General features: G+C 53.7%; 26 protein-coding genes and 1 riboswitch. Of the genes, 22 read left to right on the top strand and 4 right to left on the bottom strand.

Annotated elements, in window-relative coordinates; all coding sequences use genetic code 11:
* Positions 1-10: 10 nt before the first annotated feature.
* Genes pduD through pduA form a run of 4 tightly spaced genes read right to left on the bottom strand, consistent with a single transcriptional unit; the run spans position 11 to position 3,472 of the window.
* A complete protein-coding gene (pduD, locus tag OGX94_RS17890; RefSeq protein WP_003834131.1) occupies positions 11-685 on the bottom strand; it encodes a propanediol dehydratase medium subunit PduD in 675 nt (224 codons plus the stop codon).
* 10 nt (positions 686-695) lie between these two features.
* The gene (pduC, locus tag OGX94_RS17885) at positions 696-2,360 is read right to left on the bottom strand and encodes a propanediol dehydratase large subunit PduC (RefSeq protein ID WP_003030249.1); all 1,665 of its coding nucleotides are present in this window, start codon (positions 2,358-2,360) and stop codon (positions 696-698) included.
* 18 nt (positions 2,361-2,378) lie between these two features.
* The gene (pduB, locus tag OGX94_RS17880; RefSeq protein ID WP_003834129.1) at positions 2,379-3,191 is read right to left on the bottom strand and encodes a propanediol utilization microcompartment protein PduB; all 813 of its coding nucleotides are present in this window, start codon (positions 3,189-3,191) and stop codon (positions 2,379-2,381) included.
* Positions 3,191-3,472, bottom strand: coding sequence for a propanediol utilization microcompartment protein PduA (pduA, locus tag OGX94_RS17875; RefSeq protein WP_003030255.1), 282 nt, complete (start codon positions 3,470-3,472; stop codon positions 3,191-3,193). Before pduA ends, pduB begins: the two co-directional genes overlap by 1 nt.
* Positions 3,473-3,997: 525 nt before the next feature.
* Here pduA and pduF point away from each other — a divergent pair.
* The 22 genes from pduF to cobT all read left to right on the top strand — a co-directional run bounded on the left by pduF (position 3,998) and on the right by cobT (position 23,005).
* On the top strand, positions 3,998-4,807 hold the full coding sequence (gene pduF / locus OGX94_RS17870) for a propanediol diffusion facilitator PduF (protein ID WP_063940449.1): 810 nt from the start codon (positions 3,998-4,000) through the stop codon (positions 4,805-4,807).
* A 203-nt stretch (positions 4,808-5,010) separates the two neighbouring features.
* Entirely contained in the window at positions 5,011-5,922 is a 912-nt protein-coding gene (pocR, locus tag OGX94_RS17865) for a transcriptional regulator PocR (protein WP_003834122.1), read from the top strand.
* Between the two features lie 332 nt (positions 5,923-6,254).
* A riboswitch (cobalamin riboswitch) is annotated at positions 6,255-6,429 on the top strand.
* A gap of 88 nt (positions 6,430-6,517) precedes the next feature.
* Positions 6,518-7,897, top strand: a complete 1,380-nt coding sequence (locus OGX94_RS17860; protein ID WP_003834119.1) for a cobyrinic acid a,c-diamide synthase CobB — start codon at positions 6,518-6,520, stop codon at positions 7,895-7,897.
* The gene (cbiB, locus tag OGX94_RS17855; RefSeq protein WP_257661862.1) at positions 7,894-8,853 is read left to right on the top strand and encodes an adenosylcobinamide-phosphate synthase CbiB; all 960 of its coding nucleotides are present in this window, start codon (positions 7,894-7,896) and stop codon (positions 8,851-8,853) included. Before OGX94_RS17860 ends, cbiB begins: the two co-directional genes overlap by 4 nt.
* A gap of 10 nt (positions 8,854-8,863) precedes the next feature.
* Positions 8,864-9,496, top strand: coding sequence for a cobalt-precorrin-8 methylmutase (locus tag OGX94_RS17850; protein WP_003834115.1), 633 nt, complete (start codon positions 8,864-8,866; stop codon positions 9,494-9,496).
* On the top strand, positions 9,493-10,629 hold the full coding sequence (gene cbiD / locus OGX94_RS17845) for a cobalt-precorrin-5B (C(1))-methyltransferase CbiD (protein WP_003834113.1): 1,137 nt from the start codon (positions 9,493-9,495) through the stop codon (positions 10,627-10,629). The genes OGX94_RS17850 and cbiD overlap by 4 nt, the downstream gene beginning before the upstream one ends.
* Entirely contained in the window at positions 10,623-11,228 is a 606-nt protein-coding gene (locus tag OGX94_RS17840) for a cobalt-precorrin-7 (C(5))-methyltransferase (protein WP_257661863.1), read from the top strand. The genes cbiD and OGX94_RS17840 overlap by 7 nt, the downstream gene beginning before the upstream one ends.
* Positions 11,218-11,787, top strand: coding sequence for a decarboxylating cobalt-precorrin-6B (C(15))-methyltransferase (locus OGX94_RS17835; RefSeq protein WP_003834109.1), 570 nt, complete (start codon positions 11,218-11,220; stop codon positions 11,785-11,787). Before OGX94_RS17840 ends, OGX94_RS17835 begins: the two co-directional genes overlap by 11 nt.
* A complete protein-coding gene (locus tag OGX94_RS17830; protein ID WP_003030275.1) occupies positions 11,780-12,553 on the top strand; it encodes a cobalt-precorrin-4 methyltransferase in 774 nt (257 codons plus the stop codon). The genes OGX94_RS17835 and OGX94_RS17830 overlap by 8 nt, the downstream gene beginning before the upstream one ends.
* On the top strand, positions 12,534-13,589 hold the full coding sequence (gene cbiG, locus OGX94_RS17825) for a cobalt-precorrin 5A hydrolase (RefSeq protein ID WP_003834107.1): 1,056 nt from the start codon (positions 12,534-12,536) through the stop codon (positions 13,587-13,589). Before OGX94_RS17830 ends, cbiG begins: the two co-directional genes overlap by 20 nt.
* Positions 13,589-14,314 carry a precorrin-3B C(17)-methyltransferase gene (locus OGX94_RS17820; RefSeq protein WP_003030278.1) on the top strand — a complete coding sequence of 242 codons (726 nt, stop codon included), beginning with the start codon at positions 13,589-13,591 and terminating at the stop codon, positions 14,312-14,314. Before cbiG ends, OGX94_RS17820 begins: the two co-directional genes overlap by 1 nt.
* The gene (locus OGX94_RS17815) at positions 14,311-15,096 is read left to right on the top strand and encodes a cobalt-precorrin-6A reductase (protein ID WP_003834104.1); all 786 of its coding nucleotides are present in this window, start codon (positions 14,311-14,313) and stop codon (positions 15,094-15,096) included. The genes OGX94_RS17820 and OGX94_RS17815 overlap by 4 nt, the downstream gene beginning before the upstream one ends.
* A 10-nt stretch (positions 15,097-15,106) precedes the next feature.
* The gene (gene cbiK, locus OGX94_RS17810; protein WP_003834103.1) at positions 15,107-15,901 is read left to right on the top strand and encodes a sirohydrochlorin cobaltochelatase; all 795 of its coding nucleotides are present in this window, start codon (positions 15,107-15,109) and stop codon (positions 15,899-15,901) included.
* The gene (locus tag OGX94_RS17805) at positions 15,898-16,611 is read left to right on the top strand and encodes a cobalt-factor II C(20)-methyltransferase (protein ID WP_063940443.1); all 714 of its coding nucleotides are present in this window, start codon (positions 15,898-15,900) and stop codon (positions 16,609-16,611) included. Before cbiK ends, OGX94_RS17805 begins: the two co-directional genes overlap by 4 nt.
* Complete coding sequence (gene cbiM / locus OGX94_RS17800; RefSeq protein WP_003834098.1) at positions 16,608-17,345, top strand: cobalt ECF transporter S component CbiM; 738 nt, start codon at positions 16,608-16,610, stop codon at positions 17,343-17,345. The genes OGX94_RS17805 and cbiM overlap by 4 nt, the downstream gene beginning before the upstream one ends.
* A 2-nt stretch (positions 17,346-17,347) precedes the next feature.
* On the top strand, positions 17,348-17,629 hold the full coding sequence (locus OGX94_RS17795) for an energy-coupling factor ABC transporter substrate-binding protein (protein ID WP_003030289.1): 282 nt from the start codon (positions 17,348-17,350) through the stop codon (positions 17,627-17,629).
* Positions 17,616-18,293 carry an energy-coupling factor ABC transporter transmembrane protein gene (locus tag OGX94_RS17790; protein WP_003834087.1) on the top strand — a complete coding sequence of 226 codons (678 nt, stop codon included), beginning with the start codon at positions 17,616-17,618 and terminating at the stop codon, positions 18,291-18,293. The genes OGX94_RS17795 and OGX94_RS17790 overlap by 14 nt, the downstream gene beginning before the upstream one ends.
* Positions 18,294-18,301: 8 nt before the next feature.
* The gene (locus OGX94_RS17785; RefSeq protein WP_257661864.1) at positions 18,302-19,117 is read left to right on the top strand and encodes an energy-coupling factor ABC transporter ATP-binding protein; all 816 of its coding nucleotides are present in this window, start codon (positions 18,302-18,304) and stop codon (positions 19,115-19,117) included.
* Entirely contained in the window at positions 19,114-20,634 is a 1,521-nt protein-coding gene (locus tag OGX94_RS17780) for a cobyric acid synthase (protein ID WP_003834085.1), read from the top strand. Before OGX94_RS17785 ends, OGX94_RS17780 begins: the two co-directional genes overlap by 4 nt.
* Positions 20,631-21,176, top strand: coding sequence for a bifunctional adenosylcobinamide kinase/adenosylcobinamide-phosphate guanylyltransferase (gene cobU, locus OGX94_RS17775; protein ID WP_003834083.1), 546 nt, complete (start codon positions 20,631-20,633; stop codon positions 21,174-21,176). The genes OGX94_RS17780 and cobU overlap by 4 nt, the downstream gene beginning before the upstream one ends.
* Positions 21,173-21,916: an adenosylcobinamide-GDP ribazoletransferase gene (cobS, locus tag OGX94_RS17770; protein WP_257661865.1), complete on the top strand. Its 744-nt coding sequence runs from the start codon at positions 21,173-21,175 to the stop codon at positions 21,914-21,916. Before cobU ends, cobS begins: the two co-directional genes overlap by 4 nt.
* 24 nt (positions 21,917-21,940) lie before the next feature.
* A complete protein-coding gene (cobT, locus tag OGX94_RS17765; RefSeq protein WP_003834080.1) occupies positions 21,941-23,005 on the top strand; it encodes a nicotinate-nucleotide--dimethylbenzimidazole phosphoribosyltransferase in 1,065 nt (354 codons plus the stop codon).
* Positions 23,006-23,017 lie beyond the last annotated feature (12 nt).

The raw sequence follows: 23,017 nt of genomic DNA, 5'->3' as shown, positions 1-23,017 counted from the left end.
GTATCCTTTATCAAAGCGCCACGCGCAGTTCCTGCGGGTTTTTGCCTGTCACAACGTATTTGGTCTCTTTAATGTGCAGAATGGCTGATTTCGCCTGGTACTTAGGACGGGCCATCTGGTCATTCAAAGTAGGGACTGGTTGCGGAGATTCACGCTTGGCATAACGCGCGGCGTTTTTACCGATCTGACGATAGGTTTCCAGCGTCAGAAGAGGTGCCTGAGGGAACAGCTCCAGGTTTGAAAGCGGCGGTAACCCCTGCTGGTGGATAACCGTGGTACCTTTTGACTGGATGCCGATAGAGATCCCGGAACCGCTCAGACGGTTCCCCTCAACGGCGACAAACGCCACATCGGAGGATTTAAAGCAGCGGATAACGCGCGCTTTAATGCCTTCTTCTTCAATACCGGCAATCACTTCGCGCAAGATATTCTTATGCGGGATCCCTACGATATTGACGGTTTGCGAGAGCCCGAACGCCGGCCCTACGGCAATAATCACTTCGTCCTGTTGCTGGCCTTGTTTGGCTTCACCAATCTCGGTCAGAAAGCTGTCTCCCTGTGTCGCCGCAGCCTGAGGTGCGCTTGCCGCTGTAGATGCGCGGAAAGAGACGGGTTTGTCGCTGGTCTGCATTTCAGACAACACATCTTCAATTATCTGGCGCAGCAGTTTTTCATTAATTTCCATTTTTCACCCCTTAGCCAAGCTCGTTGGGATCAAGTGCGCCAGGGATGTTTTTGATCTCTTCCCAGCGTTCGCCCTGCAGGCGATAACCTGTTGCCGGACCGGCATAGTCGTTAACATCATTGACAGCGGATAGCACCTGTCCGTCGCCAACGATAATGGCGGAGGTATGCAGGTAATCCCCGGTTAACTTGGCTTTCTGGATGTTGAGCATGTCCTGAGCGACATCGGTAAATCCGCCCTGAGCAAGGGCTTTCACCACTTCCAGACCGTTACGGTTCTTATTGATGATCTCTTGTGCAAACTTGATGTCTTCAACGATGTTACGTTCCGGCATATCTTTCGAACCGTGGGCGTAGGTCGCAGCTTCCACTTCTTCATCAGTGATTGGTGGTAATCCCATCCCGGCAAAGACGGCCTGCAGCGCACGTGCCGCTTTGTTACGAATGGCGATAACATCTTCTTCACGAACCGGACGCAGACCACCGTCTACTTTCAGGTCGCGCTGAAGAACGTTGTAGTCGTCAAAATCTTCAGCATCCTCGTTCGAACCTGCAAACATGTTGTCGTAGTTCGGCACCGCGGAATAACCAGAAGAAATGAAGTCAGTACCCGGCAGGAACTGCATCAGCAGACGCGCAGTACGACGCATATCCGAGTGGGTAAAGGTTTGGTCGTTGCTGGAGGCGCATTCCAGATCCAGAGAGGAACAAATCAGGTTTTCAGCCAACACTGCACGAATGCCTGACGGCACGGCGGAAGGGACACCGATGCAGCTTACTGAACCGTTTTGCAGGCCCTGTACGCCCGCAGCTTTGGTGATGTAAATGCAGCGGGCTTCCAGATAAAGCATTGATTTGCCTTCGGCGTAACCCATCTGAACTTCTGAGCCAGAACCGGAGGTAAAGCGCATTTTCAGACCACGGGATGCATAGGACGAGGCGAGGAAGCCTTTCGACCATGGCGTGTCATCGCCGTCGGTAAAGACGGGTTCAGTACCATAGACGGAGATGGTTTCCGCGTAGCAGGTGTGGCCTAGCATGCCGAGTTTAAGTTCGGTAGCTTCTTCCAGCGAGCACTGGGTTAATACGCCAGGGCGTCCAACCTGCGAGCCGACTAACAGCGCAATGGCGTTAAATGGCGCATAGCGTGCAACGGCAACGGTTGTTTCCTGTTCGTCAAACCCGCGCCATGCGCCTTCAGCGGCATCAGCGGCAATCTGCACCGGGTTATCTTTGACGTTAGTGACGTGCGCTTGTTGAGAGGGTGTACGACGAGCACGCATTTTTTGCATCGCCATCATCATCTCAACGACGTTCATATGGGACACCACTTCGACAATTTTTGCCGGCGTCATTGCGGTGGTCAGCGGCACTATGTCTTTGCGCTTCACGTTAGGGTCGCAAAGCATATTGGCCAGTTTGACCGAATCCATCGCCATGACTTCTTCAGCGCGCGCCAGGTTAATGCCGTAGCGGGCAATGAAATGGTCGATTAAGTCAAATTCACTGGCGGATTTACCGTCCAGTTCAGTGACTGTACCGTTGACGATTTTAATCGACGGTTTGGGGTCGTTCGGGCTTTCCATCGCAATGAAGCCTTCTTCGATCCACTCCTTAACGAAACCATCCTGATTCACAGGGCGCTTCGCCAGTGCTTCAAATCTTTTCGATCTCATGAATCAGCCTCACTGATATCAGATGTAGGACGGACGATCGTTTTTCGGCTCTGAGCCGAGGGTCCCGAGTACGGTTTTACCGATTTCACGGGCGGAGATAACGGCCTGACGAACAGCGCCAGAGTCACCCGAAATAACCAGAATGGCTTCGTTACTGAAGCTGGTGCCATGGGCAGGGGAGCTGTAGGCCACAACTTCCACGTTGGCTGATTTCAGGGCCGTATCGGCCATCAGGACACCAACGGATGCCGGCGCGCCGACGATAACGCCACAGGCACGGCCAATCGGTGCGCCAAAGGCTTTTTCAAGTGCGTAGCTGGCGCGTGCGGTGTACTGCATTTCGATGTGACCCGCTTCATTGGCATAAACATCGCCAAAGGTGCGATCCAGTTCTTTCAGTGCGACTTCAATGCCGCGTTTCACGTCGGAAACATCGTTGCCGCCAAGAATAATCAGCGAGCCATGACCTGCGCCGCCTTTGGTATCACGTGGTAACTCAATACTGACGACTTCAGTATTGGTGGCTTTTACCGCTTCATCGGCGGCCATGATGTGCGGGCCTGCGCCAGTACGGGCGCCAAGGATGCCAATGGAGCGATACCGTTTTTCAAGTTTCATTGCGTCCAGTAGGGCGCTGTCTACGTTGGCGATTACCAGACCGACGGTGTCGCCAATCGCGGTACCGACAAACTCCGTTAAACTGCAGCTTTTCTCTGCCATAGCCGTTTCTCGTGTTGGAGGATTATTTTCAGGGATAGCCTGCTGTTCCGGCGTTGCCACGCGAGCAATCACCTGCGCCATGATCTGTTCAACCAGCTCATTGCTGCTCATTAGCTAATTCCCTTCGGTAAGATTTTTTCTACATCGGTATGCGGGCGTGGGATGACGTGTACGGCTTTCACTTCTCCCACATTACGGGCTGCGGCGGCACCTGCATCTGTTGCTGCTTTGACTGCGCCGACATCGCCACGAACAATGACTGTTACCAGCCCCGAACCAATTTTTTCGTAGCCGACCAGCATTACATTGGCTGACTTCACCATTGCATCTGCGGCCTCTATGGCTGCAGTTAAGCCTTTGGTTTCTACCATTCCTAACGCTTCTTGTTGCATAAAGACCTCGCCTGGGTTGTCCCGATTTTCATGACTATAAAAAGAAGCGAGGAAAAAGAATGGCTGAGTTGAAAGTAAGAGTGAAAAAATAGTGGGGTTATGGTGATATAAAATTGCTATGCATAATTATAACAATTTGTTTTTATTGGTTATTTTTGGTTTTAACAATGTGACTATTTGGTTATGTTAATTCCATATTTACACTTTTCCGAGTGACAGTTTAAATATCATTTGCTATGCGAGAAAAATGAAATTGTGATGATCGTTTGAAAATGGAATTCTGCTGTTCGCAATATTTTATTATTTTGAAAATGTACTTTTAATAGGGTAAATCCTCGTTTTACCGCCTGCTTTATTAAAGGTGATGGCAAGAATTTGCTATCACAACACGATTTTTAAGGGCATGTCGCTTGCAGATTGCCAACAATTTGCCGATACAGATTTTTATAGTAAGCCTTGAAGTAATCTTCCTGCCAGCAAGGAGTCCGCTGGTAAAGACACGAACTCTGCTTAGAAGGTGTCACAATGAACGATTCACTAAGAGCGCAATGTATTGCTGAGTTTTTGGGTACCGGACTATTTTTGTTTTTTGGTATTGGGTGCCTGAGCGCCCTGAAGGTCGCGGGTGCCAGTTTGGGATTGTGGGAGATCTGTATCATATGGGGCTTGGGGATCTCGCTTGCAGTTTACCTGACAGCCGGGATTTCTGGGGCCCATCTCAACCCCGCGATTACCATCGCACTTTGGTTGTTTGCCTGTTTTCCGGGGCGTAAAGTACTGCCTTATTCTGTCGCTCAGATAGCGGGTGCCTTTGGTGGCGCTATGCTGGCCTATTTGTTGTACGGCAGCTTATTTATTGAGTATGAATCAGCCCACCAAATGGTACGCGGCAGTCTGGAAAGCCTGCAACTTGCCAGCATTTTTAGCACGTATCCTGCCGCCGCACTGAGTGTCTGGCAGGCCGCACTGGTCGAAGTGGTGATTACCTCCATTCTGATGGGGATGATTATGGCGCTAACGGACGACGGTAACGGTGTTCCCAAAGGCCCGTTAGCACCACTGCTGATTGGTATTCTGGTTGCTGTTATCGGCGCATCAACCGGTCCACTTACCGGCTTTGCGATGAACCCGGCACGTGATTTTGGTCCTAAATTGTTTGCCTGGATGGCCGGGTGGGGTGATGTTGCGATGACAGGCGGGCGTGATATCCCTTATTTCATCGTGCCGATTGCGGCACCCATCATCGGCGCCTGTGCGGGCGCAGCAATTTATCGTTATTTTATTGGCAAAAATTTACCGTGTAATTCGTGTAAGTTGGAGGAAAACGAGAGCTAGCTTCACGAAAGATGTTTATTATTGAAAGGTAAAAACTGTTTTCGTGATCCGGTTTCCTGAACGGCTTAAAAAGTCTCCCAAGAGTGGGAGACTTTTGTTATGTTCGATGCTGACTTTCATCAGAGCGCTGGATCGTGAGATGAAAAAGAATGTGTGAATAATATGTTTTATTTATAACAATAAATTAACTGAGAGGTTTTATCATGATTTCTGCGAGTGCCCTGAACTCAGAACTCATTAATAAAATCGCACAGGATTTTGCACAGGCCACCAGTCTGGCTGTTGTGGTTGTCAATATTCACGGTGATGAAATTTCTGAGCTTTTTAATTTCACTCCTTTTTGCCAGTTGATGCGCCAGCATCCTCAGCATAGTACGCGTTGTCGTATGAGCGACCGCTGTGGAGGGTTGGAAGCCTCTAAGTCCGATCAACCCTGCATTTATCGCTGCCATGCTGGGCTTACCGATTTCTCAATTCCGCTGGTCATCGCGGGACACCTGGTAGGGTTCGTGCTTTGTGGACAAGTACGCTTAAGTAATGATGTAGGCCTTGTTGATATTCTGAACGTCGATGACCGCTGGCAAGCCGATCCCGAACTGGTAAACGAGTTCCGTAATGTACCTGAAATGGACTATTCTCGAGTCATTGCTTCAGCGGATTTACTCAAGCTCATCGTCGAAAATTGCCTTAAGAAACAACTTAATTTTGTTGTTATCAAAGATAACCCGCAGCAGTCAGAGCCGGTACGCGCTAACCGTAGTACCAACCCTCATGACAGTAAAATGAAAAAAGCCCTGCGCTATATTGATGCACATTTATCAGACGATCTGCGTCTGGAAGATGTTGCCTCTCATGTTTTCCTTAGCCCGTACTATTTCAGCAAATTGTTCAAAAAATATCAGGGTATTGGTTTTAACGCATGGGTAAACCAGCAAAGAATGGCCAGTGCCAAAGAGCTGCTTTGTCACAGTGACTGGAGCATAGCCAGCATTGCGCGTAATTTAGGCTTTTCGCAAACAAGTTATTTTTGCAAAGTTTTCCGCCAGACCTATCAGGTTACGCCGCAGGCATTTCGCCAGCAAATAAATGTCATTTCACGCGGTGAATCCGCTTAAATAGCAATATTTTGCTATTGCCGATTTTTGATATCGGGTGCTATGTCAGTCATTATAAAATGAAATGTGACAACAGCAGTCAATAAATTGTCATAGCGCAACAAAATAATGGTATTAGAGGGATAAACTGCACCAGTTTTTATTTTTGTGATGAGATACAGTGTCTGTGTGAATGACTTTCTTTATTCTTAGCTGATACTTTCATTCAAAAAGTAAACGTGTGAATAAGTGGGTTAAGGCCAGAAAATTAGCTGAATGAACTCGGAAAGATATTAAATTGAATTATTGTCATGAGGTCGTGAATTTACCTCATAACAGAGAGCTTAATTAACCAGGCTCTTGAACTGACAGGTTTGCCACATTTGTGGTAGGGAAGGGGGTGAGAATCCCCCGCAGCCCCCGCTGCTGTGATGCTGACGACCCCGTATGGACCACTGATCGCAAGATTGGGAAGGACGGGTGAGGATGACGCTAAGCCAGAAGACCTGCCTGTCAGTGACTACCAACAACTTCGGTGGGAAGTGGGTGGTTCAGATGCATACAGTCGAGAGACTGGGTATCTCTACACCCCTACCACCCTGAACAGGATCAGGGTATGGCGGCCAATTTTCACGCATTTGTTCTTGCAGGTACCGGAAGCGGCTGTGGTAAAACCACGGTGACGCTGGGCTTGTTGAGCTTGTTGAAAAAACGCGGTTTGCGCGTCCAGCCATGCAAAGTGGGTCCTGATTACCTTGATACCGGCTGGCATACAGCGGTATGCGGTACCGCTTCCCGTAATCTTGATAGCTTCATGCTTCCCGTCCCCACGCTGAACGCTCTATTCAACGAGCAGATGCAACATGCGGATATTGCCGTTATTGAAGGTGTGATGGGGCTGTATGACGGCTATGGTACCGACCCAAACTACTGCAGCACCGCCGCGATGGCTAAACAGTTAGGCTGTCCGATCATCTTACTGGTTGATGGTAAAGCCGTTTCCACTTCAATCGCCGCAACGGTAATGGGGTTTCAGCATTTTGATCCCACCCTGAACATCGCCGGGGTTATTGTTAATCGGGTTAACAGCGAAACGCATTACCAGTTACTGAAAGTCGCAATCGAACGTTACTGCGATGTACCCGTCTTGGGCTACGTACCCCGTATGGAGGGCGTTGCCCTTCCCGAACGTCATCTGGGTTTAGTAACCGCACGTGAGTCGGTTATCAATCAGCAACCGTGGCAGGCTTTTGCCGCGACACTGGAGCAAACCCTTGATATTGACGCGCTGCTGACATTAAGCCAGTCAACCAATCTTCCTGCTGGCGAATGGCCAACGCTGCCCGCCGCAGACGCCGGAGCAGGGCTAACGGTTGCAATTGCCGATGACGAAGCCTTCAACTTCTACTACCCGGATAACATTACGCTGCTGGAACGTACGGGGCTAAATATTGTTCGTTTTAGCCCGTTGCACGACACCTGTTTGCCGGACTGTCAGATGATCTGGTTAGGTGGCGGATATCCTGAGCTACACGCTGCGGCGCTGGCTCGCAATGTCTCGATGCTGAATCAACTGCGAGAGGCACATCAACGTGGCGTCGCGATTTATGCAGAGTGCGGGGGGCTGATGTATCTCGGCAGTTCGCTTGAGGACAGCAACGGCGATACCTGGCTGATGGCGGATATCATTCCCGGCCACAGCAAAATGGGGAAACGTCTGACCCGATTTGGCTACTGCGAAGCGCAGGCCGCGCAGCAAACATTGTTAGCTGCAGAAGGTGAAGTGCTGCGCGGACATGAATTCCACTACTCTGATTTTACTCCTGAAACGCCAGCGGTGATGAACTGTCGCAAAGTGCGCGATGGTAAAACGCTGCAAGCCTGGTCCGGCGGCTGGCAGGTCGGAAACACCTTCGCCAGCTATCTACACGTTCATTTTGCTCAACGTCCGCAGATGCTTAACCATTGGCTGGCAGCCGCGAGGAGTGCGCTATGACAATCCTTGCGTGGTGTGTTGCCTGGCTGCTTGATTTTATCATCGGCGATCCGCAGAACTGGCCGCATCCGGTGCGCTGGATTGGCAATCTGATTTCTGCCGTGCAGCGAATTGTTCGGCGTTACTGTCATAGCGACCGTGCGCTGCGCATTGGCGGTGCGGTGATGTGGATTGTGGTGGTTGGTCTGACCTGGGCTGTGTCCTGGGGCGTGCTGGCACTGGCAGAATCTGTTCATCCCTGGTTGGGTTGGGTGGTAGAGGTATGGATGATCTTTACCGTGCTGGCCGGGCGCTGCCTGGCAAAGGCCGCGCAGGATGTCGAACGTCCGCTGCGGGCCGGTGACCTTGCTCAGAGTCGGGAAAAATTGTCATGGATTGTGGGGCGTGATACCTCACAACTGCAACCGCAGCAGATCAATCGCGCGGTGGTGGAAACCGTGGCTGAAAACACCGTAGACGGCATTATCGCGCCGTTGTTCTTTCTCCTCCTCGGCGGTGCGCCCCTGGCGATGGCCTACAAAGCGGTAAACACCCTTGACTCCATGGTGGGCTACAAACATGAAAAATACCGCGCTATTGGTATGGTCAGCGCGCGTCTGGACGATGTTGCGAACCTTATTCCTGCAAGACTGAGCTGGCTGTTGCTGGGCGTGGCGGCATTTTTATGCCGTAAAGACGGCTCGCGAGCTTTACAGATTGGCTGGCGCGATCGCTACAACCACAGCAGCCCAAACTGTGCGTGGTCAGAGGCATCCGTAGCCGGGGCATTAGGCATTCGTCTGGGTGGTCCTAATGACTACTTTGGCGAGCGCGTTGAGAAACCGTGGATCGGTGATGCTCAACGCGACATTTCGGTAGACGACATTTCCCATACGATTCGACTGATGTGGGTGGCATCGACGCTGGCACTGGCGCTGTTTATTGCGCTGCGGTGGCTGTGGGTCGGTGTAGCCTGAGGACAACATAATGCAATATATCCAGCAACCCCAGGCGATTGAAGCCAAAAGTTTCGACATTATTGGCGAGATCATCCGTGAAACGCGTCCGGACTATCAGTTTGCCAGTCCGTTACATGAAGCCATTATCAAGCGTGTTATTCACACGACGGCAGATTTTGACTGGCTGGACATTCTGTGGTTTTCCCGTGATGTACTGGAGCAGTTTTGTGCTGCGCTTAGCCGTTCGAGCGTGATTTATACCGACACCACGATGGCGCTTTCCGGGATCAATAAAACGCTGCTGGCAAAATTCGGCGGTGAATGCCGCTGCTACATCAGCGACCCGCGGGTTGTGCGTACGGCAAAAGAGCAGGGTATTACCCGGTCCATGGCGGCGGTTGACATTGCGGTGAAGGAAGAGGGGGAAAAGCTGTTTGTCTTTGGCAACGCGCCGACTGCGCTGTTCCGCCTGCTTGAGCATGATGTTGCCGTCAGCGGTGTGGTGGGTGTACCGGTCGGGTTCGTTGGTGCTGAAGAGTCGAAAGATGCCCTGACCCAAAGCAATTTGCCCGCCATTGCAGCGTTAGGCCGCAAAGGGGGAAGCAATGTCGCCGCCGCTATCGTCAACGCCATGCTTTATCACATGCAGGGGGCGCGATGAGCGAGGCCTTCGATACGCCGGTGTGGCACAACGGTAAAGCGCTGCGTAAAGGATATACCACGGGATCGTGCGCCACGGCTGCGGCAAAAGTTGCCGCGTTGATGGTATTGCGCCAACACCTCATCCATCAGGTTTCCATCGTGACGCCTTCCGGGGTGACGCTGTGCCTGAGCGTGGAGTCACCGCATATCGAAGGGCAGCAGGCAATAGCGGCCATCCGCAAAGACGGTGGAGATGATGTGGACGCCACCCACGGCATGCTGATTTTTGCCCGCGTGACGTTAGACGATAGTGGCGTGATTGCCTTACAGGGCGGTGAAGGGGTCGGTACGGTAACCCGCAAAGGGATTGGCCTGCCGGTGGGCAGTTCGGCGATTAACCGTACACCTCGCCAGACCATTGAATCCGCCGTCCGCGAAGCGATTGGCCCAAATCGTGGGGCGCAGATTGAAATCTTCGCGCCAGAAGGCGAAGAACGAGCGCAAAAAACCTACAACTCGCGCCTTGGCATTTTGGGCGGCATTTCGATTATTGGCACCACGGGTATTGTCACGCCGATGTCGGAAGAGAGCTGGAAGCGTTCACTGTCGCTGGAGCTGGAAATTAAGCGGGCGGCTGGGCTGGAGCGTGTCGTACTGGTGCCTGGAAACCACGGCGAGCGTTTTGTTCGCGAGCAGATGGGTATCGACACCCAGGTTGTGGTCACCATGAGCAACTTTGTCGGTTACATGATTGAAGAAGCCGTACGTCTGGGGTTCCGGCAAATCGTGCTGGTGGGGCACCCCGGTAAGCTCGTCAAAATCGCGGCGGGGATCTTCCACACTCATAGCCATATTGCCGATGCCCGCATGGAAACGCTGGTGGCCCACCTCGCGCTACTTGGCGCACCGCTGGAACTGCTGACGCTGGTCAGCGACTGCGATACCACCGAGGCGGCGATGGAACACATCGACGCATACGGTTTTCAGCACATTTATAACCACCTGGCTAAGCGCATCTGTATGCGTGTCCTGCAAACGCTGCGCTTTACCAAAAATCCCCCGACCTGCGACGCTATCATGTTTTCTTTTGATAATCAGGTGCTTGGCAGTAATCGCCCGGTCGCAGAGATTGCTGAGGAGATGCAATGTTAACCGTTGTAGGGATGGGGCCAGCTGGTTTGCATTTGATGACGCCTGCGGCGCGTGAAGCGGTCGCGACGGCGGATGTTCTGGTCGGTGGAAAGCGGCATTTGCAGCAATTCCCGGATTTTGCCGGTGAACAGTTTGCTCTTGGCGCCAATATCCCGGAACTCCTGAGCTGGATTAGTGCGCACCAGGAGAAGCATGTTGTGGTACTGGCGTCTGGCGACCCGCTGTTTTACGGCATCGGGACGCGCATGGTGGCGCATTTTGGCATTGAGAATGTGCGGATAATTCCCGGTATTAGCGCGGTGCAGTACCTGTGCGCGCAGTCCGGTATTGATATGAACGATATGTGGCTGACCAGTAGCCATGGCCGCAGCGTCTGTTTCGACGAGCTGGTGCGGCATAACAAGGTGGCGATGGTGACTGATGCGCTGTGTGGCCCGCGTGAAATCGCACAGCAGCTCATTGCCCGAGGCAAGGGGCATCGCTGGATGGTGATTGGCGAAAACCTGGCGATGGAAAACGAACAGATCCATTTCCTGCCTGTGCGTGAAGTTAACGCTGACTATGACATGAATGCAGTGGTGATCCTTGATGAAAGATGAGCTGTTTCTGCGTGGAGAGAAAGTGCCGATGACCAAAGAAGCGGTACGAGCACTTGCCCTCTCAAAACTTGAATTACACCGCGCCAGTCACCTGATTGATATTGGTGCCGGAACCGGCAGCGTGTCGATAGAGGCGGCGTTGCAATATCCCGGATTACGTGTAACGGCCATCGAACGTAACCCGGCGGCGCTTAGGTTGCTGGATGAAAACCGCCAGCATTTTGCCTGCGCAAATATCGATATTTTTCCCGGTGTTGCACCCATGACCATCACGGAAAAAGCCGATGCCATCTTCATGGGCGGCAGCGGCGGCCATTTGACCGAACTGATTGACTGGTCGATGCGCCAATTGCATCCCGCAGGGCGTTTGGTGATGACGTTTATCCTCCAGGAAAACCTCAACACCGCGCTGGCACATCTGGACCATCTTGGCGTACAGGGAGTGGATTGCCTGCAGTTACAGGTTTCCTCGCTTGCCACGCTTGGCAGTGGTCACTATTTCAAACCGAATAACCCCGTATTTGTTATCGCCTGTCAGAAGGAAGGAAACCATGTCTGAGATTTTTGATCCCCGTAGCGTGTGGTTTGTTGGCGCAGGTCCTGGCGATCGCGAGCTGATTACCCTCAAAGGTTACCGGTTGCTGCAGCAGGCGCAGGTTGTTATCTACGCCGGATCGCTGATTAACACTGAACTGCTGGAGTATTGCCCTGCCGGTGCTGAATGTCACGACAGCGCTGAACTGCATCTGGAGCAGATCCTTGATCTGATGGAAGCTGGAGTGAAAGCGGGCAAGACCGTTGTGCGCCTGCAAACCGGCGATGTCTCGTTGTACGGTTCCGTACGCGAGCAGGGTGAGGAGCTGACCAAACGCGGGATTGACTGGCAGGTGGTGCCTGGCGTCAGCGCGTTCCTCGGCGCGGCGGCGGAGCTGGGTGTGGAGTACACCGTACCTGAAGTTTCACAGAGTCTGATCATTACGCGCCTGGAAGGCCGCACCCCGGTACCGGAACGTGAACAGTTGGAGTCTTTTGCCAGTCACCAGACATCTATGGCGATTTATCTTTCCGTCCAGCGCATTCATCGGGTGGCTGAGCGTCTGATTGAAGGCGGCTATCCGGCGACCACGCCCGTGGCGGTGATCTATAAAGCGACCTGGCCGGAAAGCCAGACTGTGCGCGGGACCCTGGCGGATATTGGCGACAAGGTTCGCGATGCGGGCATCCGTAAAACGGCCCTTATTCTGGTCGGTAATTTCCTGGGCTCGGAGTATCACTACTCCAAACTCTATGCGGCGGACTTTAGCCATGAATACCGTAAAGCCTGAGTCAATTGCGCTTTTTTGCCTGACTCCTGGTGGCGTTGTGCTGGCGAAACGTCTGGCAGCCATGCTGCCGGTTACCTGTTTTACCAGTGAAAAGCTGCTGGAGGAGGGGTTTATTCCCTTTGAAAACGGTTTTGCGAATACCGCCCGCGAAGCGTTTACGAATTACTCGGCGCTGATTTTTATCGGTGCGACCGGCATTGCGGTCCGCGTACTGGCCCCGCTGGTCAATGACAAATTCTGCGATCCGGCAGTGGTGGTCATTGATGAACGTGCCCAGCATGTCATCAGCCTGCTCTCCGGCCACGCGGGCGGTGCCAATGCGTTGGCGCGTTATCTGGCGGGCATGTTGGGCGCTGACCCGGTTATCACTACCGCGACGGATGTGAACGATATGGCGGCACTGGATACGCTGGCATTTCAACTGAATGCCCGGATGAGTGATTTCCGTTCGGCGGTGAAGATCGTGAATCAGATGCTGGTCAGCAATAAACGGGTTGGTCTGTGGTGGGATGACGAACTGACGCAGGATGTCAGCCATTGCGACCGGCGCGGATTTATTACGGTTACCGATCTTAACCAGCTCCCCGAACTGGATGCGTTGGTGTGCATCACCTTACGCACCAATTTACCTGACCTGCCTGTTCCGCACTGGAAGTTGGTGCCACAGCGGGTTGTGGCCGGAATTGGCTGTCGCCGTGATACGCCGTTCCCTCTGCTGGCTGCGCTGCTTGCCCGGCAACTTGAAGCTCAACAGCTCGATCCGTTGGCGCTAAAAGCGATTGGCAGCATCACGCTGAAAAAAGATGAACAGGGACTTATCCAACTGGCTTCGTGCTGTCGCGTTCCTTTCGAAACCTTTACCGCTGACGCGCTGCGTGAGCATGAGCACCGTTTTCCGGCCTCATCGTTTGTTCGCAAAACGGTAGGTACAGGAAGCGTTTCCGGTCCTGCAGCCTGGCTGTTGAGCCACGGAAAACTGTTAGGCGAGACCCTGCGAGAACAGGGCGTCACCATCACTTTGGGAGTTTCACACTGATGTTAAGCGTAATTGGAATTGGCCCTGGCTCGCAGGCAATGATGACCATGGAAGCCGTTGAAGCACTGCAGGCAGCGGAAATCATCGTTGGCTATAAAACCTACACCCATCTGGTAAAAGCGTTCACGGGTGACAAGCAGGTGATCAAAACCGGAATGTGCAAAGAGATTGAACGCTGCCAGGCGGCGATCGAACTGGCACAGGCGGGTCATAACGTGGCGCTGATCAGTAGCGGTGACGCGGGGATTTACGGTATGGCCGGGCTGGTGCTCGAACTGGTCAGCAAGCAAAAGCTGGATGTTGAGGTCAGGCTAATACCTGGCATGACCGCTAGTATTGCCGCGGCCTCTTTGCTGGGCGCGCCGCTGATGCACGACTTCTGCCACATCAGCTTAAGCGATCTGTTAACGCCATGGCCGGTTATTGAAAAACGCATCGTTGCCGCCGGTGAGGCAGACTTTGTTATCTGTTTCTACAACCCGCGCAGTCGGGGTCGCGAAGGTCATCTGGCGCGCGCATTTGAGCTGCTTTCCGCCAGCAAAAGCGCGCAAACGCCGGTTGGTATTGTGAAGTCTGCCGGACGTAAAAAGCAGGAAAAATGGTTAACCACGCTCGGTGAAATGGATTTCGAACCGGTTGATATGACCAGCCTTGTGATCGTGGGTAACAAAACAACCTATGTTCAGGACGGCCTGATGATCACGCCACGAGGTTATGTGCTGTGAATTACGGTGATGTGCTGGTCATGGGCGGTACGAGCGATGCGCGCATGCTGTGCCAGCAACTGGATGCGGCAAACGTGGCCTACACCCTGTCAGTTGCAACCCCAACAGGGAAACAACTGGCGGGAGACATCAAAGGCCAGGTGCGCTGCGGGCGTCTGGAGCGAGAACAAATGATTGCCTGGCTACAGGAAAATCGGACGCGCTGGGTGATCGATGCCTCGCATCCGTACGCCGAGGTGGTGAGCCGCAACATCATGAGCGCCTGCGAAGCGGCGGGCGTACTGCTAAGCCGCTACCAGCGCCCTGAGCAGTTGAGTGGGTTAACTCACCCGCACCTGTATACCGTACAAAGCATTCCGCAAGCCTGTGAGGTGGCGCGACGCTTCGGCGATCGTGTGCTGCTGACGACCGGCAGTAAAGATCTGGCCATCTGGCGCGAAGGGTTGCCTGAAAAAACGCTGCTGGCGCGCGTTCTGCCTGTTCCTGAGGTCATTCAGCAATGCGCGGATCTGGGATTTGGTGTCGGTGAAATCTTCGCACTGTGCGGGCCGTTCAGCGCCGAGTTCAACGCCGCGTTTTATCGCCAGTGCCAGGCTGATGTGGTGATCACCAAAGCATCTGGCGCTGAAGGTGGTTATCAGGAAAAGGTTCAGCCCTGTCTGGATGCCGGAATCCCCTGCATCGTGATTACACGTCCGGCACCATTGGTGACGGGAGAAGAGTTACTGGAAAGTCAGGCCGCCTTTGGGGTGCGTTTAACGCGCTGGCTGGCCACTGCTTAAGGAGTTTGAGATGAAAAAGGCGCTTCTGGTGGTCAGCTTTGGCACCAGCTATCACGACACCTGCGAGAAAAATATTGTGGCCTGTGAGCGCGATCTTGCAGCTAGCTGCCCTGACCGCGACCTGTTCCGGGCGTTTACCTCCGGGATGATAATCCGCAAGCTCAAGCAGCGCGACGGCATTGAAATCGACACGCCGCTGCAGGCGCTGCAAAAACTGGCGGAGCAGGGGTATCAGGATGTGGCTATTCAGTCACTGCACATTATCAATGGCGACGAATACGAAAAAATTGTCCGCGAAGTGCAAAGTATGCGTCCGCTGTTTTCACGCCTGACGCTGGGTGTACCGCTGCTGAGCAGCCATGAAGATTACACCCAGTTGATGCTGGCGCTGCAACAGCAGATGCCGGCGCTTGGCGAAAGTGAAAAAGTGGTTTTTATGGGACACGGTGCCAGCCACCATGCTTTTGCCGCCTATGCCTGTCTCGACCACATGATGACGGCGCAGCGCTTTCCCGCGCGGGTTGGGGCGGTGGAAAGCTATCCGGAAGTGGATGTGTTGATTGAAAGTTTATCTCAGGAAGGGGTGACGGCGGTGCATCTGATGCCGCTGATGTTAGTCGCTGGCGACCATGCCATCAACGATATGGCCTCCGACGAAGATGATTCCTGGAAAACGTTGTTCAATGCAGCAGGGATACCGGCTACGCCGTGGCTTAGTGGTCTGGGTGAGAACCCGGCGGTTCGCGCCATGTTCGTGGCACATTTACAGCAGGCGCTTAATGTGGCGCTGGAGGAAGCAGCATGAGCGGAAAACTGTATGCACTGAGCACCGGGCCAGGTGCTTCCGACTTGATTACCGTGCGTGCCGCACGCACGCTGGGCGCGCTGGATATTCTCTATGCGCCTGCCGGGCGTAAAGGCGGTGACAGTCTGGCATTGTCGATTGTACGTGAGTATATCGGTGAACAGACCGAAGTCCGCTGCTGTCATTTTCCTATGAGTGCCGATAGCGTTGAAAAAGAGGCCGTCTGGGATGAAGTTGCTGCCGCGCTGGTTCAGGAAGTCGAGGCCGGTAAGCAGGTGGGGTTTATCACTCTCGGCGATGCGATGCTGTTCAGCACCTGGGTCTTTTTACTTCAGCGTATTGGTTGTCCTGACTGGCTGGAAATCGTTCCTGGCGTCACGTCTTTCGCCGCGATTGCCGCGCGTTCCAAAACGCCGCTCGCTATGGAGCAGCAGTCACTGGCGGTGGTCTCCTGTACCGCACCGGAAGCGGAAATCCAGCAAGCGTTAAAACAGCATGACAGTCTGGTGTTGATGAAAGTGTACGGTCGTTTTGCGCGTATTAAAGCGCTGCTACAACAAGAGGGTTTGTTGGACTGTGCATTAATGATGTCTGAAGCCACGCTGCCAGGTGAACAGTGCTGGCGTCATCTCGATGAGGTGAGCGACGATCAGCCGCTGCCTTATTTCTCGACCATTCTGGTCAATAAACAGTGGGAGTATGCACAATGAAGCTTGAACAACAGCTAAAACAGCTGTCTTTCAGCGGGTTGGCTGCGGCGCTATTACTGATGATTGTTCCTGAACAAGCGTTCGCCATGCACATTATGGAAGGTTTCTTGCCGCCGATGTGGGCGCTGGCCTGGTGGCTGCTGTTTTTACCCTGCCTGTGGTACGGGCTGGTACGTCTGCGCCAAATTGTGCAGGAGGATAACCACCAGAAGGTTTTGCTGGCCCTGTGTGGCGCTTTTATTTTTGTGCTGTCGGCGCTGAAAATTCCTTCCGTTACAGGAAGCTGCTCACATCCTACCGGTGTAGGCCTGGCGGTTATCCTGTTTGGACCGGGCGTGGTTGCCATCCTTGGGGCGATTGTCCTGCTGTTCCAGGCTCTGCTGCTGGCACACGGTGGTTTAACGACGCTCGGCGCGAACGGCATGTCGATGGCGGTAATTGGCCCGGTAGTGGGTTACATGGTGTGGAAAATGGCCTGCCGCGCAGGGCTGCGTCGTGATGTCTGCGTCTTCCTGTGTGCGATGCTGGCGGATCTCGTCACCTATTTTGTGACCTCGGTACAGCTGGGCGTTGCGTTCCCGGATCCCTCTGCTGGTGCTACCGGCTCAATCATTAAGTTCATGGGGATTTTCTGCCTGACGCAGATCCCAATTGCGATTGCGGAAGGGTTACTTACCGTGCTGATTTACGATCAGCTAACCAAACGCCAGTTGATAACCGCACAAGGGCATTAACGATGAAAAAGACGCTGATTATATTGGGCATGGTAGTGGCGCTGGTGATCCTGCCGTTCTTTATCAACCACGGTGGGGAATACGGCGGTTCAGATGGTGAGGCGGAAAGCCAGATTCAGGCTATTGCCCCGCATTATGAGCCCTGGTTCCAGCCGTTGTATGAACCCGCAAGCGGTGAAATTGAAAGTCTGCTGTTTACACTCCAGGGATCGCTGGGCGCAGCTGTGATTTTCTATATCCTGGGTTACACCAAGGGTAGGCAACGCCGTGATGACCGGGCTTGACAGGCTTAGCTATCAAAGCCGTTGGGTTCATGTCTCGCCGGTGCGGAAATTTCTGCTCTGGCTGGTGATGATGATTCTGGCGTTTACTCTGCCCCCATTGGGGCAGGGTATTGAGCTTTTACTTATTGCCGCGCTGAGCTGCTGGCTGCTGCGTATTTCCTTCTGGCGCTGGTGCCGTTGGATGGCATTACCGTTTGGTTTTCTCACGGTTGGCGTGGTGACCATTTTGTTTAGCATCAGCCGCGATCCACAGACGCTGTTGGCCAGCATACCTGTGGGAAGTTACTGGTTGGGGATCAGCGCACCAGGTCTGGTAACCGCCAATGAAACCTTCTGGCGCAGCCTTGCCGCGCTGGCGGCAACTTTCTGGCTGGTGCTGAATCTGCCGTTTCCGCAATTAATTATCTTACTCAAACGCGCGCATGTTCCTCGCCTGCTAACTGAGCAGATCCTGCTGACCTGGCGGTTTATTTTTATCCTGTTAGACGAGGCGCTGGCTATTCATCGCGCACAAACGCTGCGTTTTGGTTATCGTAGCTTGCCGTTGGGCTACCGCTCTCTGGCAATGCTGGTGGGATTGCTGTTTACCCGCGTGTTGATCCGCTACCAGCAAATGACCACCACACTGGATATCAAACTGTATCAGGGTGATTTTCACCTGTAAGGAAAAGTATGCTTGCCACCTCAGCGCTTTGGTTTCGCTATCAGGATGACCCGATCCTCAAAGGGCTAACGCTGGATTTTTCGACGCATGCCGTCACCGGACTGGTAGGGGCTAATGGCTGCGGGAAATCCACGCTGTTTATGAACCTGAGTGGCTTATTGCGCCCACAGCAAGGCGCGGTGATGTGGCAGGGCAAACCGCTGGATTACAGCAAGCGCGGCCTGCTAGCGCTGCGTCAACAGGTGGCAACGGTATTTCAGGACCCCGATCAGCAAATCTTTTATACCGATATCGACAGCGATATCGCCTTTAGCCTGCGCAATCTTGGGGTGGATGAGGCTGAAATCGCTCGCCGCGTGGAAGATGCGCTTACGCTGGTCGACGCCCAGCATTTTCGCCATCAGCCCATTCAGTGTTTAAGCCATGGGCAAAAAAAACGCGTAGCGATTGCCGGGGCGTTGGTGTTGCAGACGCAGTATCTGCTGCTGGATGAACCTACTGCGGGCCTCGACCCATCAGGCCGCACGCAGATGATTGAGATTATCAAACGCATCGTAGCGCAAGGAAACCGCGTCGTAATTTCCAGCCATGATATCGATCTTATCTATGAAGTCAGCGATGCGGTGTACGTTCTACGCCGGGGCGAAGTGCTCACGCACGGCGCGCCAGGCGACGTTTTCGCCCGTACGGATCTTATTGAACAAGCGGGATTAACTCAGCCCTGGCTGGTGAAGCTGCATACCGAGCTGGGCTTCCCGCTGTGTAAAACAGAGGCTGAATTTTTTAGCTGTATGCGAGAGAACGCACTGAAGGAGGCGTCATGACGCAGGCAATAATGTTGCAGGGAACGGCATCTGATGTAGGTAAAAGCGTATTGGTCGCCGGGCTGTGTCGTATTTTTTATCAGGATGGACTGCATACAGCGCCGTTCAAATCGCAGAACATGGCGCTGAACTCTGGCATTACGCCAGAGGGAAAAGAAATGGGCCGCGCGCAAATTTTTCAGGCTGAAGCCGCAGGTATTACGCCAGATGTGCGTATGAACCCGGTGCTGCTTAAACCGACCAGCGATCGAAAAGCGCAGGTGGTGCTGATGGGCAAAGTGGCGACCGATATGGACGCGGTGAGTTACCACGAGTACAAGCCACGTCTGCGGGAACAGATCCTGTCAGTTTATAACAGCCTGGCGCAGGAGTTTGATGTGCTGGTGCTGGAAGGTGCGGGGAGCCCGGCAGAGATTAACCTGCGCGATCGCGATATCGTCAATATGGGTATGGCAGAGATGGCTCAGTGCCCTGTCGTTTTGGTGGCGGATATCGATCGTGGCGGAGTGTTTGCTTCCATCTACGGCACGCTGGCGCTGTTGCACGATCACGAACGCGCGCGGGTAAAAGGGGTGATCATCAATAAGTTTCGCGGTGATGTGACGCTGCTGCACTCTGGTATCGAGCAAATTGAAGCGCTGACCGGTGTTCCGGTACTGGGCGTGATGCCATGGCTGGATGTTGATCTGGAAGATGAAGATGGCGTTGCGCTGCAAAAGGGCAAGTATTTGCGCACTGACAAACGCGATATCGACATCGCCGTTGTTCAAATTCCACACATATCTAACTTTACTGATTTTAATGCGCTTGCTGCGCAGCCGGATGTGCGCGTGCGCTATGTTCGTCAGCCTGAAGAGTTGGCGGGGGCCGATCTGGTGATTTTGCCGGGTAGTAAAAATACCCTTGGCGATCTGGTGTGGCTGCGTGAAAGCGGGATGGCACATGGCGTCGTGCAATTACATCGTAATAACGTACCGGTGGTGGGGATTTGCGGCGGCTATCAAATGCTCGGTGACACCATCATTGATGAAGTAGAGTCGGGACTCGGTACGCTGCCGGGGCTGGGCTTGCTCAATACAGTCACCCATTTTGCCCAGCACAAAACCACGACCCTGGTTGAGGGAAAAATGTCCTCATCGCTGCCTGACTGGTTGGCGGGCACGGCGGGGTTATCCGTTCGCGGTTATGAAATTCATATGGGCGAAACAGCATTAACCGATGAATGCCGGTCGGTGATGACGTTGCACAAAGACGGCGGCAACGTTGCTGACGGCGCGGTCACTCCGGATGGCCTGGCGTTCGGCACCTATCTTCACGGTCTTTTCGACAGCGATGATTTCACCCGAGCGTTGATCAATGGCCTGCGAGAACGTAAAGGGTTAGCTCCGCTGGATTCCACCTTCCATTACGCGCAATATAAATCGCAGCAGTTTGATCTGCTGGCGGATGCGATGCGGCAACACATCGATATTGAGAAAATTTATACCATCATGCAGCAACACCGGGAGCCAGTATGATGATTCTGGTTACTGGCGGCGCGCGAAGCGGTAAGAGTCGGCATGCGGAAGCGCTGATCGCTGATTCCCCAAACGTTTTGTATATTGCGACTTCGCAGATTTTTGATGAGGAGATGGCTGCGCGAATTCAGCATCATCGCGATGGACGTCCTGCGCACTGGCGGACAGCCGAACGTTGGCAACATCTTGATGAACTGATCACGGACATGAACGATCCTCAGGAAGCTATTCTGCTGGAATGCATCACCACGATGGTGACCAACTTGCTGTTTGCGCTGGGCGGTGAAAGCGATCCGGACAGCTGGGATTACGCGGCGATGGAGCAGTCTATCGAAGGTGAAATCCGTTCGCTGATCGCAGCCTGTCAGCGCTGCCCGGCAAAGATCGTGTTGGTCACAAACGAAGTGGGAATGGGGATTGTGCCGGAGAACCGTCTGGCGCGGCATTTTCGTGATATTGCAGGACGCGTGAACCAGCGACTGGCGGCGGCAGCGGATGAGGTCTGGCTGGTGGTATCAGGAATTGGAGTCAAAATTAAATGAGTAAGTTGTTCTGGGCAATGCTCTCTTTTATCAGTCGCTTGCCCGTTCCTGCTCGCTGGTCGCAAGGACTGGATTTCGAGCATTATTCCCGCGGTATTGTGATGTTTCCCCTGATTGGCGTCGTGTTGGGAGGGCTGACGGGGCTGGTCTTTATGGCGCTCCAGCCCTGGTGCGGTATTCCGTTGGCGGCCCTTTTTGCGGTGCTGACGCTGGCGTTGCTGACCGGGGGATTTCATCTGGATGGTCTGGCGGATACCTGTGACGGCATTTTTTCGGCGCGCCGACGCGAGCGGATGCTGGAAATCATGCGCGACAGTCGTCTGGGCACCCACGGTGGACTGGCGTTAATTTTCGTTTTACTGGCGAAGGTGCTGGTGGTGAGTGAACTGGCTTTGCGTGGCATGCCAATGCTGGCCGCGCTGGCAGCTGCATGTGTCGCCGGGCGAGGAACGGCGGTGTTGCTGATGTATCGGCATCGATATGCCCGCGAAGAAGGGCTGGGCAACGTTTTTATTGGCAAAGTCACCGGGCGTCAAACCTGCGTTACGTTGGGATTAGCGGCGATCCTTGCCGCCGTGCTACTTCCCGGCATGCGCGGCGTGGCAGCGCTAGTTGTCACAATAGTGGCGATTTTTATTCTTGGGCAGTTATTAAAACGCACGTTGGGTGGGCAAACCGGCGATACGCTGGGCGCTGCCATTGAACTTGGCGAGTTGATTTTCTTGCTGGCTCTGCTCTGAGTCAGCCCACATACTGGAACCCTTATGCAGACTTTAACCTCTTTACTCCGCACGATCCCATCACCCGACAGTGCCGCGATGCTGCGTGCACAGCAGCATATCGACGGCTTGCTTAAGCCGCCGGGAAGTTTGGGGCGACTCGAATCTCTCGCCGTACAATTGGCCGGGATGCCTGGCCTGAAGGGTGTGCCGCATGTGAATGGCAAAGCGATGCTGGTGATGTGCGCCGATCACGGTGTGTGGGATGAAGGGGTTGCCGTTTCGCCTAAAGTTGTCACGGCTATTCAGGCTGCCAATATGACGCGTGGAACGACCGGCGTCTGCGTCCTGGCCGCTCAGGCGGGGGCGAAGGTCCATGTGATAGATGTTGGGATTGATGCTGAACCTATTCCCGGTGTGGTGAATATGCGTGTGGCACGCGGCTGCGGCAATATAGCCGAAGGTCCGGCAATGAGCCGTTCGCAGGCAGAAGAGCTGTTGCTGGAAGTCATCCGCTATACCCATGAACTGGCAAAAGACGGCGTAACGCTGTTTGGTGTCGGTGAGCTTGGTATGGCAAATACCACACCTGCGGCCGCCATTGTCAGTGTGCTGACCGGCAGTGATGCTGAGGAAGTCGTGGGTATTGGCGCTAACCTTCCTCTTTCTCGGGTGGGGAATAAGGTAGACGTTGTGCGCCGGGCAATTGCCGTCAATCAACCGGATCGCCTTGACGGTGTCGATGTGCTGGCTAAGGTTGGCGGGTTTGATCTTGTCGGTATGGCGGGGGTGATGCTTGGTGCGGCCTCCTGTGGCCTGCCGGTCGTGCTGGATGGTTTTCTTTCGTATTCTGCTGCTCTGGCGGCCAGCCAGATTGCACCGCAGATTAAACCCTACCTAATCCCGTCACACTTCTCCGCTGAGAAGGGTGCCCGCACCGCGCTGGCGCATCTTGAATTAGATCCTTATCTGAATATGGGGATGCGTTTAGGTGAAGGTAGCGGGGCCGCGCTGGCGATGCCGATTATTGAAGCTGCCTGCGCTATGTACAAAAATATGGGGCAGTTAGCCGCCAGCAATATTGTGCTTCCAGATGGTAAGGAAGCGTAGTTACCGCTCAAC

Origin of the sequence: Citrobacter sp. Cpo037 (assembly GCF_030332945.1) — a bacterium.
In the GTDB taxonomy this organism is placed as follows: Bacteria; Pseudomonadota; Gammaproteobacteria; order Enterobacterales; family Enterobacteriaceae; genus Citrobacter; species Citrobacter portucalensis.
Note: the sequence above shows the minus strand (reverse complement) of the source record. Positions and strands in the feature narration are given on the sequence as shown.